Raw genomic sequence first — 14,351 nt, 5'->3', positions numbered from 1 at the left:
TGTAATACTCTTTCTACCGCGAGCAATCGTCTGACAGTACTTGCAGTAACACGCATCCCATAGCGCGGAAGGTGTCTGTGTTCTCGTCGGCGCTGTCTGCACTCTGTCGGCTGGACGGACGTTCGAGTCGAAACGATGGCGCAACCGCTATTCGATCGAAGACGGAGAAAAACCGCGTTTTGCGGACGATCCGGGCGTCAGATTACGGCGTTTGGGGTGGTGTGTTGTTCTAACCGAACTTCACATCATGCCGCCCATGCCGCCGCCCATACCGCCCATGCCGCCGGGCGCGCCGCCGGGGCCGCCTTCCTCGTCGCCGCCACTGGTCGAGAGGTCGCCAGCCGCGATGATGTCGTCGATTTTGAGCACGAGGTTCGCCGCCTCGGCAGCCGACGAGATCGCCTGTCGCTTCGCGTGGGCGGGCTCGACGACGCCCTCGTCGAGCGTGTTGACCACGTCACCGCTGTACACGTCGAGGCCGGCCTGGACGTCGCCACCCTCGTGGGCGGCGCGCAGGTCGACCAGCGAGTCGATGGAGTCCAGGCCCGCGTTCTCTGCGAGCGTGCGCGGGATGAGCTCCAGCGCGTCGGCGAAGGCCTCGACGGCCAGTTGTTCGCGGCCTTCGACGCCGTCCGCGTAGTTTCGCAGGCGGCTGGCGAGTTCGACTTCGGGTGCGCCGCCACCGGCGAGGATCTGGCCGTCGGCGACCGTCGAGGCGACGACGTCGAGTGCGTCCTGGACGCCGCGTTCGAGTTCGTCGACGACGTGGTCGGTGGAGGCACGCAGGAGGAGCGTGACGCCGTGTGCGGCGTCGCCCTCGCCCTCGACGTAGAAGAGCTCTTCCTCGGTGTCCCGGCGGACGGAGCCGTGGCCGAGGTCGTCGGCGGTGGCGTTGTGTACGTCGGAGACGATGTTCGCGCCGAGCACCTCTCGGAGGAACTCGATGTCGGACTTCTTGGCCCGGCGGACGGCGAGGATGCCCTCCTTGGCGAGGTAGTGCTGGGCCATGTCGTCGATGCCCTTCTGGCAGAAGACGACGTTCGCGCCGGTCGCGGCGATGGCGTCGACCATCTCTTCGAGTTGCTCCTCTTCCTTGTCGAGGAAGTTCTGGAGCTGGCTCGGGTCGTCGACGGAGAGCTGGGCGTCGACTTCGGTCTCGTCGAGCTCGATCGGCGTGTCGAGCAGGAGCACGTCGGCGTCGTCGACGGTGGTCGGCATCTCCTCGTGGACGGGGTCCTTGTCGACGACCGCGCCCTCGATGAGCTCCGAGTCAGAGACCGCACGGCCGGTCTGGGTCTCGATGTTGAGGAACTCGAGGTCGGCGATGACCGAGCCGTCCTCGGCCTCGACGGTGACGGCGTTGACCGCGTCGACGATGAGCTGGGCGAGCAGCTCCTTGTTGAGCTCCGCGCCCTTGCCCGTCATGGAGGTCTCGGCGAGCTTCTTGAGCAGTGCCTCGTCGTCGGGCTCGACGGACGTGGCGATCTCGCCGATCTGGTTCTTGGCTTCCGTCGACGCGAGGTCGAAGCCCTTGATGATCGCCGTCGGGTGAATGTCCTGTTCGAGGAGCTCCTCGGCGTTTTTCAGCAGTTCGCCCGCGATGGAGACGGCGGTCGTCGTGCCGTCGCCGGCCTCGTCTTCCTGGGCCTCGGCGACCTCGACGATCATCTCGGCCGTCGGGTTGTCGATGTCCATCTCCGTGAGGATGGTGACGCCGTCGTTCGTGACGGTCACGTCACCGAGCGAGGAGACGAGCATCTTGTCCATCCCCTTCGGACCGAGTGTCGATCGGACCGACTCCGCGACCGCGCGGGCCGCCGAGATGTTGTGGCTCTGTGCGTCCTTGTCCTTCATCCGCTGGGAGTCCTCTCCCAGAATGATCATCGGCTGACCCTGCATTTGCCGCTGGCTCATAATCGTTCGATTGATTGAATGTGCTTCTATATAAAAGTGTGGGTTTTACCCCGTCGACGGGATCGACGGATCGACGGTCAGGAGATCAGAAACCCGGGGACGACGCCCGAACGACGCGAATAGCGTGGGAAGTGTTGCCACGGGAAGGTCCCCGACTCCCCCATCTTTTATACGGCTCTAGTCGACCGGTTCCTTCCAGTTGACGGTGAGCGTCCCGACGACGAAGCTGTCGTCGGTGGTCGTATCGCGCTGGAACTGGAGGGTGTTCTCGCCCTCGCGCAGGCGCGCCGACGTGACGGTGTCCATCCAGTACTGCCAGCCGTGTTCCGTCGGGAGGTCGAAGCCAGACAGCGCCTGGCCGTTGATCAACAGCTCGTGGTCGTAGCTGCCCACGTCGTAGACCTGCATCTGGACGTACGGCTCGACGGGATCGGCCGTCGGCACCTCGAAGGTGTGGACGTCGCTCTCGTCGGCCGAGAACGTCGCCCACGGTACGTCGAGCGCGTTCGGGTCCGGCCCCAGCTGTTCCTGCAAGGACACCATCGCGTAGTTGGCGCGGTAGTCGGTCATAGTCGATCCCTCGTCCGGCGTGCCCTTATACTACCGGCTGTACATCTGTGAACGATTTCGCCACCCCGGGGTGGCGAAGATCTTCACGAAGCTACAGCCGGCAGTATTAGCTGTCGGGGGGCAGTGGCCTGCTCGCGAAACGCCCGAGGGGCGCGTCTGGACCGGTCACACACCGAGCGAGAGTCCGATCGACAGCGCCAGCGCCACGAACAGGAACAGGCTCGTACCGATCAAGAGGTACGCTGCAGGGCCGTACTCGGTGACGATCGGGTTCTCCTCGTACCGCACCAGTCCGTAGAGGCTCCCCAGCATGAGCATGGCGGCACCGAGCAACTGGACGACGGTGGGCAGGGTCAGCGCGAACGGAGAGACGACACCGAGCTGTGCGACCAGGAGGAGACTGACTCCCAGGAAGCACAGCGAGACCACACGAGAGGGATGCATCTATCGGAAGACACGCGATCAGGGACCGAAAGGGCTGTGAAGTGACCGCAATCAGGACGAGCCCTCCCTGCCTCCGTGGTACCGCCGTCAGATCGGCGAGAAACCGCTAACACGCCCGGTCAGTCGAAGATGGCACGGAACCGGTCGACGCTGTCGTCGGTGCCGGCGACGACGAGGTCGTCCCCGTCGGCCACGTGTACGTCCGGACCAACGTCGGTGATCACGTCGCCGTTGCGTTCGACCGCGACGACGGTACAGCCCGTCCGCGCCCGGACACGGGCCTGTCCGAGCGTCTGTCCGGCGAGTTTGTCGGCCGCGGTGCGGACGATCTCGACTTGCTCGTCCATCGAGATCACCTGTTCGTCGGCCAGGATCGTCGATGCGAGCATCCGGCCGCTGATCGTCGCCAGCGAGAGGACGTAGTCTGCACCCGCGCGGTACATCTTCTGGACGTTCTCGGTCTGTTCGGCACGGGCGATGATCTCCACGTCGGGGTTGAGGTCGCCGATCACGAGCGTGGCGAACTCGGTGTCGGTGTCGTCGGACAGCGCGAGCACGACGGTGCGAGCGTCCGCGATGCCGGCGGCCCGGAGTTCGTCCGGTTCGGTGGCGTCCCCGACCACGTCGACGCCGGGCTTGTCTTCGTGGTCGATGACGGTGTAGTCGATGCCCGCCCGGTCGAGGGCCCGTGCCGTGGTCCGTCCGACTTCGCCGTAGCCGACGACGACGGTCTCGCCGTGGCCGAACTGGCGGACGCTGGACAGCGTCATGTCCTTGAGTCGCTGGAGCTGGTCCTCGCGGCCGGCCACGAGCAACACGGTGCCGTTGTCGAGGGTCGCGTCCGGCGAGGGCGGACTCTCGAACTCGCCCTGGAACCACGCGCCGATGACGTTGACGCCGGACTCCTCGCGGATCTCGCTGTCGGCCAGCGTGCGACCGACGAGATCGCTGCCGCGGTGGATCGGCAGTTCCGCGATGTCGAAGTCCTGTCCGATCTCGATGGTGTCGCCGACGGCCGTCGAGACGCTCGTCGTCACCTTTCCGGCGAGGCTCTCGCCCAGCAGCCGACGCGGCGACACGACGTGGTCTGCTCCGGCGAGGTCGTGGTACCGCTCTCGGTCTGGCTCCTCGACGACGCTGACCGTCGAGACGCTGTCGTCGACCTCGCGAGCCGTGAGGATGATACTGGTGTTGACCTCGTCCGCGGCGTCGGCGACCAGCGCGCGAGCGTCTGCCAGCCCCGCGTTCCGTAGCCCCTCGACCGACTGTGGGTCCGCGTGGATGACGCGGTGGCCGTCCTCGTAGAGCTCGGTCGCCCGCTCGCGGTCGGGCTCGACGACGACGTGGTCGACCCCCCAGGTGTCCAGTTCGCCGACGAGCGTCTCCCCGCGAGGCGTGTAGGTGCAGATGACGACGTGGTCCTCGATGTCGTTCTCGACGGTGGTCGGGACGTTCGTCGAGACGGCCTCCTCGAACAGCGGAAAGAGCAGCACCGGCAGCGCCAGGAAGATCATGACGACGCCGGTGATGTCCATCACCGTCACGAGCAGGAGCATCTCGGGGCTCTCCCACTTGGCGTCTGACCCGTACCCCGTCGTGGTGAACGTCTCGACGACGACCTGGAGAGCCTCCAGAAACGTCCGTGGCCGGCCGTCGAACGCGCTCATGCCGTAGTCGTAGACGAGCGTAAAGCCCAGCATGACGCCGATCAGCCCGACGACGTACAGCGCAGTCCGTCGCTTCCAGGTGTCCATCTACACCAGTCTTATCGACCTCGGTAAAAACGGTTCTCCCTGCACCGAGCGGCCGGCAGCCACGTGTCAGACGCTCGTTCGCTCCGTCTCACGTCCTGCGGTTACACTTTCACTCCGCTTTCATCGCTTTTAACCCATCTCGTGTCCTTGGATCACCCGCACACCCTCCATCGGTGGTGGGCACCATCCATTTCGTTCCCCTTCCCCGAACGTCGCCCAGCGACGGCTGTCGCGCCAACAGTAACAAGCACCGGGGTGTAACTGCCAGTATGCTCGCTTTCGATGACGTGCTGGCCGCCCGCGATCGCGTCGCCGAAACGGCTCGACACACCCCGCTCGACTACTCGCACACCTTCTCGTCGATGACGGGCGCGGACGTACACCTCAAACTCGAACTGTTCCAGCGGACCGGCTCGTTCAAGATCCGTGGCGCGACCAACCGGATCGCGACACTGTCGGCGTCCGAACGCGAGGCGGGCGTCGTCACCGCCAGCGCGGGCAACCACGCACAGGGCGTGGCGCTGGCTGCGACCCGGATCGGCGTCGATTCGACGATCGTCATGCCCGAACGCGCCCCCGTCTCGAAGGTCCAGGCCACCGAGAACTACGGCGGTCGCGTGGTCCTCCACGGGCGAGACTACGACGCGGCCGCCCAGAAGGCCCACGAGATCGAGCGCGAGTCCGGCCGGACCTACGTCCACGCCTTCGACGACGAGATGGTGATGGCCGGCCAGGGGACGATCGGGCTAGAGATCTACGAGGACCTGCCCGGGGTCGACACCGTCATCGTCCCCATCGGCGGCGGCGGCCTCATCAGTGGGATCGCGACGGCGCTGAAGGGCCAGGACGACGACGTGCGCGTGATCGGCGTCCAGGCCGAGGGTGCATCCAGCGTCGCCGAGTCCCTAGAGAAGGGCCACCGGATCGAACGCGATTCGGTCCAGACCATCGCCGACGGGATCGCGACACGGACCGTCGGCGACCGGACCTTCGAGGTGATCGAAGAGCGCGTCGACGAGGTCGTCACCGTCTCCGATCCCGAAATCGCCGTCGCGCTGACGACGCTGCTGGAGCGGTCGAAGACGCTGGCCGAGGGAGCGGGCGCGGTCCCGCTTGCGGCCCTGCTCGAAGGGAAGTTCGACTACGAGGACGACGAGACGATCGTCCCGACGCTCTGTGGGGGCAACATCGACCTGAACACGCTGACGAACGTCATCATGCGAGGGCTGGTCGAGACCGGCCGGTACTGCAAGATCAGGACCGTCCTGGAGGACCGGCCGGGCTCGCTGGAGGAACTGGTCGAGGTGCTGTCGGCGGCCCAGGTCAACGTCTACGGCATCGAGCACGACCGGACCTCGCGGGACATCGCCATGAACGACGCCGAGGTCGAACTGGATCTCGAAACGCGGGGACCGGACCACGTCGCGGAGCTGCTCGACCGGCTCGAAGACGCGGGCTTCGAGGTCGAAGTGCTGGTGTAGCGCCCCACATTTATGCCCTCGCCGGTCGCGCGTTGACGTATGAAACGGATTGTCAGTACCGACGCCGCCCCCGCCGCGGTCGGAGCGTACAGTCAGGCCACGACGACCGACGACCTCGTCTTTACGGCCGGACAGATCCCGCTGACCCCCGAGGGCGACCTGCTCGACGAGGCCGCCATCGACGTACAGGCCCAGCAGGCCCTCGAAAACGTCGAGGCCATCCTGGAGTCGTCGGGCACGAGCCTCGACAACGTGCTGAAGGTGACGGTGTACCTCGACGACATCGACGACTTCGAGGCGATGGACGACGCCTACGAGAGCTTCTTCGAGAGCGAGCCGCCGGCCCGCAGCGCCGTCGGCGTCGACGAACTCCCGAAGGGCGTCGGCGTCGAGATCGAGGCGATTGCGACGAAGTAAAGGCTGCCCGACCCACAGCGTCGGTATGGACGATCGGACCAGAGAGAGCCTGCTGTGGGGCGTCGTCGGAGCGCTGTCCTTTCTCGTGCTCGTCCAGGGCTACGAGCTACTCGCCGCCGCTACGGTGACCATTGGCGTCAAGGCCGGCGTCGCCCTGCTGGTCGGCCTCGCCACCACGGCGCTGACGACCGTCGCCCGCGACCGCCTCCTCGACGCCCGGCGTCGGCCAGCCGAGAACGAAAGCCCTTAATCACACGCCCGCCGACGTATCGACGCGTGCCAGGATGGCCGAACGGTAAGGCGCACGCCTGGAAAGCGTGTTCCCTTTCGGGATTCTGGGTTCAAATCCCAGTCCTGGCGTCTTCTGGAGCGAACATCACGCCGAGAACCGTGGAGCGTGTTCTCGGCTTCCGTGAGCGGCGAAGACGGTGATAACTGGGATTTGAGCTCGCGAGTCGCAGCCCCGGAACGGTCGAACAGAGCGAGCGAACTCGCGAGCGGCGATCATGGCGACAGCTGGCGTCTTCTGACGCGAACGGATCGCTGAGAACGGCAGCTGTCTGTTCGGAAACGTGGCCGAAAAACCGGACGGCCGCCTATCGCTCGTCGAGGGGCACGAACGTCTGGTCTGTCGGGCCGACGTAGCGAGCGCGTGGGCGGATCAGCCGATTGTTCTCGTACTGTTCGAGGACGTGGGCCGTCCAGCCGCCGACGCGGGACATCGCGAAGATGGGTGTGTAGATGTCGATGGGGATGCCCATCTGGTAGTACGTCGAGGCCGAGTAGAAGTCGACGTTCGGGGCCAGACCCTTCTCTTCTTTGAGGTAGTCCTCGATGGCGGTGGACATCTCGTACCACTTGAGCGAGCCGGCGGCCTCCCCCAGTTCCTTCGAGCGCTGGCTGAGGATCTTCGCTCGCGGGTCCTTGACGTTGTAGACGCGGTGACCGAAGCCGGAGACGCGACGGCCCTCGTCGAGTGCGGTCTTCACCCAGTCGATCGGGTCCTGCTCGGCGTCGTCGACCTCCTTGAGCATCTCCATGACGTCCTGGTTCGCGCCGCCGTGGAGCGATCCCTTCAGCGTGCCGATCGCGGAGGTGATCGCGCTGTGGAGATCCGACAGCGTCGAGGTCGTGACCATGGCCGAGAACGTCGAGGCGTTGATGCCGTGGTCGGCGTGGAGCACGAGCGCCATGTCGAACGTCTCGGCGAGCACCTCGTCCGGTGCCTCGCCGTTGAGCATGTAGAGGAAGTTCGCGGCGTGAGAGAGGTCTTCCCGCGGTTCGACGGCGTCTTTCCCGTCACGGAACCGGGCGAAGGCAGCCAGCACGGTCGGGATCTTGGCGGTGATCCGGCGACCTTTCCGGAGGTTTGCGTCGAGGTCGGTCGGGTCGGCCTCGGCGTCGGGATCGTGCGAGGACAGCATCGAGACCGCTGTTCGGAGTGCGGCCATCGGGTTCTCGTCGGCGTCGGCGAGCTGCTCGACGGTCTGCATGACGTCGTCGTCGACGTGTCGCTCCTCGACCATCGCGTCGGTGAACTCGTCGAGTTCCGCTGCGTTCGGGAGGTGACCGTGCCAGAGGAGATACAGGACCTCCTCGAAGCTTGCGCCGGTCGCCAGGTCCTCGATCGTGTAGCCACGATAGACGAGCTTGCCCGCGTCACCGTCGATCTTGCTGAGCTCCGACTCGGTAACGAGGACACCCTCCAGACCTTGCTTGAGGTCGTCGGACATACGCAGAGAGTTTTTTACCTGCCGGGAAAAACATTGTCTTTCTGTGCGTCGCTTGCCCCGGTCTGTGTGGGAGATTTTTGAACGTTTAGCCATCGATCGGGCCGACAGTGGACGATCGTTCCGACCACCGCACAGAGTTCGACAGAACGGTGATTCGGAGCGGGCGACTCGGCGTCGGCGAGGCCGCCACGGCGAATAGCTTTTGCCCGCCCCCCGCGCAGGTGGAGACATGTCGACCGAGGTGGCCTACGAGCCGGTCAGCGTCAAGGCGGTGCTGGCCGAGATGAAAGACACCGCCGAGCTGTTGATCGATCTCTCGTACTCGGCGGTGTTGCTGGGCAGCGACGAGGTCGCCGCGGAAGTGCTCGAACTCGAAGAGCAGATGGACGTGTTGCAGTTGCGCGCCCGCATGAGTCTGCTCATGGCCGCCCGGAACACGGAAGACGCCGAGGCGCTGGCCCCCGTGCTGGGAATGGTCGGGGCCGCAGAGAAGATCTCCGACGCGGCCGGCGACATCGCCAAGGTCGTGCTCGAAGACATCGGTCTGCCGGAGGCGATGCGGGCCACGCTCCCGGAGGCCGTCGAGACGATCGTCCGTGCGACCGTCGCGCCGGGGTCGCGACTCGCCGACGAGACGCTTGGCGATCTCAACCTCGAAACCGAGACCGGCGTCCGCGCCATCGCGGTCCGGCGGGCCGGCGACTGGCTCCTCAACCCCGACGCCGAGACGACCGTCGCGGCCGGCGACGTGGTGCTCTTTCGGGGCCCGGACGACGGGATCGGCGAGGTGTATCGGGACGCGACCGGCGAGGGCTACGAGCCACCGGCACCGCCCGAGAGCGACATCGAGGACCTAGAGCGGGCCGTCGACTCGATCGTGCTGATGAAAGACATGGGCGAGCTGGCCGTCGATCTGGCCTACGGCGCGGTGCTGTTTGACGACACGGATCTGGCCGAGGAGGTCGTCGAACTCGAAGCCGAGGTCGACGCCCTCCAGTCCCGGTTCGAGGCCTGGACGCTCCAGGCGGCCGGTCGCCACGACGACCCGATCTCGCTGCGCGGGCTCGTCCACCTGGCCCGGGCGACGGAGGTGATCTCCGACGCCGCACTGGAGATCAGCGAGGGCGTCCTGCGGGGCCTCTCGACACACCCCGTCGTCGCCGAAGCGGTCCGGGAGTCCGACGAGGTGATCGTCAGCGTCCCGGTCGCGGCCGACAGTGCCCTCGACGGCACCACCATCGGCCGACGGCAGGTCAAGACGGAGACGGGCATGCGGATCATCGCCGTTCGTCACGCTGGCGCGAGCGATCGGACCGGACGCGAGGGGGGCGACTGGGAGGTGTCGCCGGGGCCGGAGACGACGCTGGCAGCCGGCGACGTACTGATCGCGAAGGGAACGCGCAGTGGTGCCCAGCGGTTCGAGGCGTTGGCCGGCGACTAGAGCGACCGGATCTGGCGGATCGCCGAGCCGGCGACGAACACCGCGGTGATGAGCCCACCCAGCGAGACGAACAGGACGAACGCCAGTCCGGTGTACAGCACCGCCGGCCGCTGGGCTCCGGGGATGACGACGAAGAAGGCAAAGACCGCTGCAGTGAGCAGCGCTGCCAGGAAGAAGCCGCGCTTGGCGTGAGTCGGGACGTTCAGCGCTGCCACGAGCGCGCCGGGGCCGGTGTCGGGCTGACTCTCTGACACGGCAGTCCCTTGGGACGGCCCGAATAAGGAGCCGTCGGTTCCGGCCAGCCCACGACCGCGAGCGGGCTCGCTACGGCGCGAATCCGAACCAGTAAAAGTCCCGGCCACCCAAAGTCGTTCAAATGGTTACCCTCGGGACGGCGACGGCCCAGCCGGGCGAGACGGACACGGGACGGCTGGCAGTCGGCGAAACACGGGACGGAAGCGAGGTCGGGCTGCCGGTCGCCGTCGTCAACGGGGCCGACGACGGCAAGACGCTGTACCTCCAGGCCGCGAGCGACGGCGACGAACTCAACGGCGTCGGCGTCGTCCAGCGGGTCGTCCCACGGCTCGATCCCGCCGAGATCTCCGGAACGATTCTCGTCGTCGGGATCGTCAACTACCACGCCTTCCAGGTGGCAGAGCACCGGAACCCGATCGACGACACGAAGATGAACCGGGCGTACCCGGGCAACGACGAGGGCACGTCCTCGGAGCGGATCGCCGCGGCGACGTTCGACGCCGCCACGCGGGCGGATCTCGTGGTCGATCTCCACCAGGGGTCGACCTCGCAAATGATCGACGAGTGTCGCGTCCGCTGTGGCACGCGCCACCGCCTCCACGACGAGTGTCTCGAACTGGCGAAGGTGTTTGGCTGTGGGTACATCCTCGACCAGAAGGGCCCGGACGGCCAGCTCGCGCGGGCCGCACCGGACGAGGGCGTGCCGACGATCGATCCCGAGCTGGGCGGCTGTGTCGGCTGGGACGAGCAGTCGATCCAGCGTGGCGTCGAGGGCGTGTACAACGTGTTGCGGTACTACGGGTTCCTCGCAGAGTCGCACAGCTTCGAGGCCCAGACTCGCGCTCGGGGGTTCGACCAGTACGGTTCCCCGGCGGGCGGTCTCGTCGACTTCCAGAAACAGCTCGGCGACCGTGTCACACGCGGCGACACGCTGTACACGATCACCGACGTGTTCGGCCAGCAGAAAGACGTGGTTACTGCCCGCTCCAGCGGGATCTTCTGGCGGGCTCGACGCCTCCCCCAGGTGGCGACCGGCGAGTACGTCTGTTCGGTCGGCACCGACATCGACTCGGTGTAGCCGGGCGACAGCTTTCCGTATCGGCGACCCGACACCACGACCATGTACCACTGCGAAGCCTGTGGTCGCGAGTACGGACCCGACGGCCCCTGGCGCTGTGCCTGTGGCCACGCCCTGGACTACGCCCAGCGACCGCTGCCCGACGCCGACGACCCGCCGGACCCGAGGACGCTGGACCGTGATCGTGGGCTCTGGAGCTTCGAACCGTTCCTCCCGGTCGAGCGTCGCGTCTCGCTTGGAGAGGGGTGGACGCCGCTGGTCGACGACGCGGCGTTCGACGCCCAGCTCAAGCTCGACTCCGTCTTTCCGACGGGGAGCTTCAAGGACCGCGGAGCGACCGTCACGCTCTCCCAGGCCGACGCGCTGGGCGTCGAGCGGGTGGTCGAAGACTCCTCTGGCAACGCCGGGCTGGCGATCGCGACCTACGCGGCGCGGGCGGGGATCGACGCCGAGATCTACGTCCCGGCCGACGCCAAGCCGACGAAGCTCCGGAAGATCGAGCGGACCGGCGCGGACGTGGTCCGGATCGAGGGCACTCGCGGGGACGTGACCGACGCCTGCCACGACGCCCTCGACGGGGCGGACGCCTGGTACGCCAGCCACGCCTGGCAGCCCGCCTTCTTCGCCGGGACGGCCACCTGGGCACTGGAAGTGGCAGCCCAGCGAAACTGGACGGTGCCCGACGCGGTCGTCGTCCCCGTCGGCCACGGGACGCTGCTGCTCGGGGCCTATCGAGGCTTCCGGGCGCTGCGAGCGGCCGGCTGGACCGAGGAAGTGCCACGCCTGCTTGGCGCACAGGCCAGTGGCTACGCGCCGATCGCCGCCGGCCAGCCGGCCAGTGACGGCGGGACCGACGACGCCAACGAGGTCGCCGACGGCATCCAGATCCACAGACCGGCACGGGGCGACCAGCTGCTCGACGCCCTCGCCGCGACCGGTGGCACCGCCGTCGCCGTCGACGCCGCGGCCACCGAGCGAGCCCACGACCGCCTCGCACGGGCCGGATATCAGGTCGAGCCGACCTGCGCGACCGCGGTGGCCGGGCTAGAGCGGTTTCGAGCGGCCGGGACGGTCACGGCGGACGAGGACGTGGTGGTCGTCCTATCAGGACAGAATTACTAGCGACAGTCGGCGACGTCGACGGCGAACGACGCGTCGACGGCGAGCCAGTGGGTCTCGGCGTCGACCGGATCGACGTCTTCGGGATAGAGGATACACCGCTCTGAGTCGTCCGCACGCTCCTCGACGACGGCAGACAGCTGTTCGCTGGGGAACTCCTCCTGGGGGAGCGGTTCCGGGGCGATCGACGGATTGGGGTCGCCCGACGATGGCTGGCTCATAGCACCCGGTTGGTCCCCGAGCGGTATTGTTACAGAGCGACTACCGGCGTGTCGGCGTCTGAAACGACCGGCAGTCGGCGGCTTCCGGGGGTCCCAGACGGCCGGGCGTCCATCAGGGACGTGTGTCGTGACTCGGGGCGGGGCCGTCTCGTGACGGTGATAGCCGACAGTGTAAGCCGACCCTAAAGCTAAGCGGACGGGGGCGAACATACGGACGATGGAGATTCTGGTCAACCAACTCGGTTACGAGACCGATGGTCCGAAACGAGCGGTCTGTCGCGCGACGGAGCGCCACGACCTCGACCGTTTCGTGTTGCACGACGGGGACAGTGTCGTCTTCGAGGGGACGCCGGAGTTCGTCGGCGGCGTCGCCGACTGGGGAGAGTGGGTCTTCTGGACGCTCGATTTCTCCTCGCTCTCCGAGCCCGGCGAGTACACGCTCCGGGCCGGCGAGGCCCACTCGCGGCGCTTCGAGATCGGCGAAGACCTCCACAAGGAGACGCTCCTCTCCGATCTGCTGTACTACTGCAAGACCCAGCGTGCCAGCGGCGAGTACGACCGGGCCGACCGGTCGGTGCCGTTCGTGGGCGACCGCGAGGGGACGGTCGACGTACACGGCGGCTGGTACGACGCCTCGGGCGACATGAGCAAGTATCTGAGCCACCTCAGCTACGCCAACTACTTCAACCCACAGCAGGTCCCGATCGTCGCCTGGGGACTCGCCGACGGGCGAGACAGACTACACGACGGCGACCACAGGCTGGGCGGGGAACTCGACGCGCGACTGCGCGAGGAGATCCACCACGGCGCGGACTTCCTCGTCCGGATGCAAGACGACGCGGGCTACTTCTACATGACCGTCTTCGACCAGTGGTCCAAGGACGTAGACCGGCGGGAGATCTGTGCCTACGAGACCGAGGAGGGACACAAGACGACCGACTACGAGGCCGGATACCGCCAGGGCGGGGGCGTCGCGATCGCCGCGCTGGCTCGCGCCAGCCAGGTCGAGGGACCGGGCGCGTTCGACCGTGAGACCTACCGCGAGGCCGCGATCGAGGGGTTCGACCACCTGCAGGCCCACAACACGGCGTACCTCGACGACGGGACCGAGAACGTCATCGACGACTACTGCGCGTTGCTCGCCGCCACGGAACTTGCCGCCGCCACGGACGACGAGCGGTTCCGGACGGCCGCCAGAGAGCGCGCCCAGTCGCTGCTCGACCGCCAGACGAGCGACGATCGCTACGACGGGTGGTGGCGTGCGGACGACGACGACCGTCCCTTCTATCACGCGTCCGACGAGGGGCTGCCGATCGTCGCACTGTTGCGCTACCGGGAGGTCGACGCCGACGGGCCGCTGGACGACGCCGTCGCGAACGCGATCGAGCGCTTCTGGACGTTCCAGACGACGATCGGCGACGAGGTCACCAACCCCTTCGACTACCCGCGCCAGTACGCCAGACCGGTCGACGAGGACGAGCCGCGCGCGTCGTTCTTCATGCCCCACGAGAACGAGACCGGCTACTGGTGGCAGGGCGAGAACGCCCGGATCGCCTCGCTGGCGACCGCGGCCGCGCGATCGCGGGCACAGCTCGACGCGGAGCTTGGCGAGCGCCTCGATCAGTTCGTCCAGGCGCAACTGGACTGGATCCTCGGATCGAACCCCTTCGGCGTCTGCATGGTCCACGGCGTCGGCGCGCCGGAACCGACCTACCACCGCCAGTTCCGCAACGTCCCCGGCGGCGTCCAGAACGGTATCACCGCCGGCTTCGAGAACGAGGCCGACATCGCCTACTGTCCCGAGCTCTGGGGCGACGACCACGCGCACCGCTGGCGCTGGGCCGAGCAGTGGATTCCACACTCGGCCTGGCTGTTCCTGGCGGTCAGTTCGCTGTAGCGTCGGGAGCGGTATATAGGACACATA

At 67.0% G+C, this 14,351-nt stretch carries 14 protein-coding genes and 1 tRNA gene; 8 read left to right on the top strand and 7 right to left on the bottom strand.

What is annotated here, in order from left to right:
* Positions 1 to 240: 240 nt before the first annotated feature.
* The 4 genes from thsB to ACAH01_RS01410 form a co-directional block, all read right to left on the bottom strand.
* Entirely contained in the window at positions 241 to 1,914 is a 1,674-nt protein-coding gene (thsB, locus tag ACAH01_RS01425; protein ID WP_372480006.1) for a thermosome subunit beta, read from the bottom strand.
* A gap of 177 nt (positions 1,915 to 2,091) precedes the next feature.
* Positions 2,092 to 2,484, bottom strand: a complete 393-nt coding sequence (locus ACAH01_RS01420) for a hypothetical protein (protein WP_208627418.1) — start codon at positions 2,482 to 2,484, stop codon at positions 2,092 to 2,094.
* A 165-nt stretch (positions 2,485 to 2,649) separates the two neighbouring features.
* Complete coding sequence (locus tag ACAH01_RS01415) at positions 2,650 to 2,928, bottom strand: hypothetical protein (protein ID WP_170092959.1); 279 nt, start codon at positions 2,926 to 2,928, stop codon at positions 2,650 to 2,652.
* 119 nt (positions 2,929 to 3,047) lie between these two features.
* A complete protein-coding gene (locus ACAH01_RS01410; protein ID WP_372480005.1) occupies positions 3,048 to 4,682 on the bottom strand; it encodes a TrkA family potassium uptake protein in 1,635 nt (544 codons plus the stop codon).
* A 269-nt stretch (positions 4,683 to 4,951) separates the two neighbouring features.
* Between ACAH01_RS01410 and ilvA the strand changes: the two genes are divergently transcribed.
* The 4 genes from ilvA (at position 4,952) to ACAH01_RS01390 (ending at position 6,940) form a co-directional block, all read left to right on the top strand.
* On the top strand, positions 4,952 to 6,163 hold the full coding sequence (ilvA, locus tag ACAH01_RS01405) for a threonine ammonia-lyase (RefSeq protein ID WP_170092962.1): 1,212 nt from the start codon (positions 4,952 to 4,954) through the stop codon (positions 6,161 to 6,163).
* Positions 6,164 to 6,202: 39 nt separating this feature from the next.
* A complete protein-coding gene (locus ACAH01_RS01400; protein ID WP_015761814.1) occupies positions 6,203 to 6,580 on the top strand; it encodes a Rid family detoxifying hydrolase in 378 nt (125 codons plus the stop codon).
* Between the two features lie 25 nt (positions 6,581 to 6,605).
* A complete protein-coding gene (locus ACAH01_RS01395; RefSeq protein WP_153552218.1) occupies positions 6,606 to 6,830 on the top strand; it encodes a hypothetical protein in 225 nt (74 codons plus the stop codon).
* A 28-nt stretch (positions 6,831 to 6,858) separates the two neighbouring features.
* Positions 6,859 to 6,940, top strand: a tRNA-Ser gene (locus ACAH01_RS01390).
* A 236-nt stretch (positions 6,941 to 7,176) separates the two neighbouring features.
* On the opposite strand, the gene citZ is transcribed toward ACAH01_RS01390, so the two are convergent.
* On the bottom strand, positions 7,177 to 8,313 hold the full coding sequence (gene citZ, locus ACAH01_RS01385; RefSeq protein WP_372480004.1) for a citrate synthase: 1,137 nt from the start codon (positions 8,311 to 8,313) through the stop codon (positions 7,177 to 7,179).
* Positions 8,314 to 8,542: 229 nt separating this feature from the next.
* Between citZ and ACAH01_RS01380 the strand changes: the two genes are divergently transcribed.
* On the top strand, positions 8,543 to 9,754 hold the full coding sequence (locus ACAH01_RS01380) for a potassium channel family protein (protein ID WP_170092964.1): 1,212 nt from the start codon (positions 8,543 to 8,545) through the stop codon (positions 9,752 to 9,754).
* Here ACAH01_RS01380 and ACAH01_RS01375 read toward each other — a convergent pair.
* Complete coding sequence (locus ACAH01_RS01375; protein ID WP_153552221.1) at positions 9,751 to 10,008, bottom strand: hypothetical protein; 258 nt, start codon at positions 10,006 to 10,008, stop codon at positions 9,751 to 9,753. The two genes, ACAH01_RS01380 and ACAH01_RS01375, sit on opposite strands and share 4 nt — an antisense overlap.
* 122 nt (positions 10,009 to 10,130) lie before the next feature.
* On the opposite strand from ACAH01_RS01375, the gene ACAH01_RS01370 reads away from it, so the two are divergent.
* Together ACAH01_RS01370 and ACAH01_RS01365 are read left to right on the top strand one after the other, a co-directional pair.
* Positions 10,131 to 11,087, top strand: a complete 957-nt coding sequence (locus ACAH01_RS01370) for a succinylglutamate desuccinylase/aspartoacylase family protein (RefSeq protein ID WP_372480003.1) — start codon at positions 10,131 to 10,133, stop codon at positions 11,085 to 11,087.
* 42 nt (positions 11,088 to 11,129) lie between these two features.
* A complete protein-coding gene (locus ACAH01_RS01365) occupies positions 11,130 to 12,209 on the top strand; it encodes a pyridoxal-phosphate dependent enzyme (RefSeq protein ID WP_372480002.1) in 1,080 nt (359 codons plus the stop codon).
* On the opposite strand, the gene ACAH01_RS01360 is transcribed toward ACAH01_RS01365, so the two are convergent.
* Positions 12,206 to 12,427 carry a hypothetical protein gene (locus tag ACAH01_RS01360; RefSeq protein WP_372480001.1) on the bottom strand — a complete coding sequence of 74 codons (222 nt, stop codon included), beginning with the start codon at positions 12,425 to 12,427 and terminating at the stop codon, positions 12,206 to 12,208. The two genes, ACAH01_RS01365 and ACAH01_RS01360, sit on opposite strands and share 4 nt — an antisense overlap.
* A gap of 217 nt (positions 12,428 to 12,644) precedes the next feature.
* Between ACAH01_RS01360 and ACAH01_RS01355 the strand changes: the two genes are divergently transcribed.
* Positions 12,645 to 14,324, top strand: a complete 1,680-nt coding sequence (locus tag ACAH01_RS01355; RefSeq protein WP_372480000.1) for a glycoside hydrolase family 9 protein — start codon at positions 12,645 to 12,647, stop codon at positions 14,322 to 14,324.
* Positions 14,325 to 14,351 lie beyond the last annotated feature (27 nt).

The sequence above is a fragment of the Halomicrobium sp. HM KBTZ05 genome, assembly GCF_041530035.1.
GTDB lineage: Archaea > Halobacteriota > Halobacteria > Halobacteriales > Haloarculaceae > Halomicrobium.
This window is presented reverse-complemented; position numbering and strand designations above follow the sequence as displayed.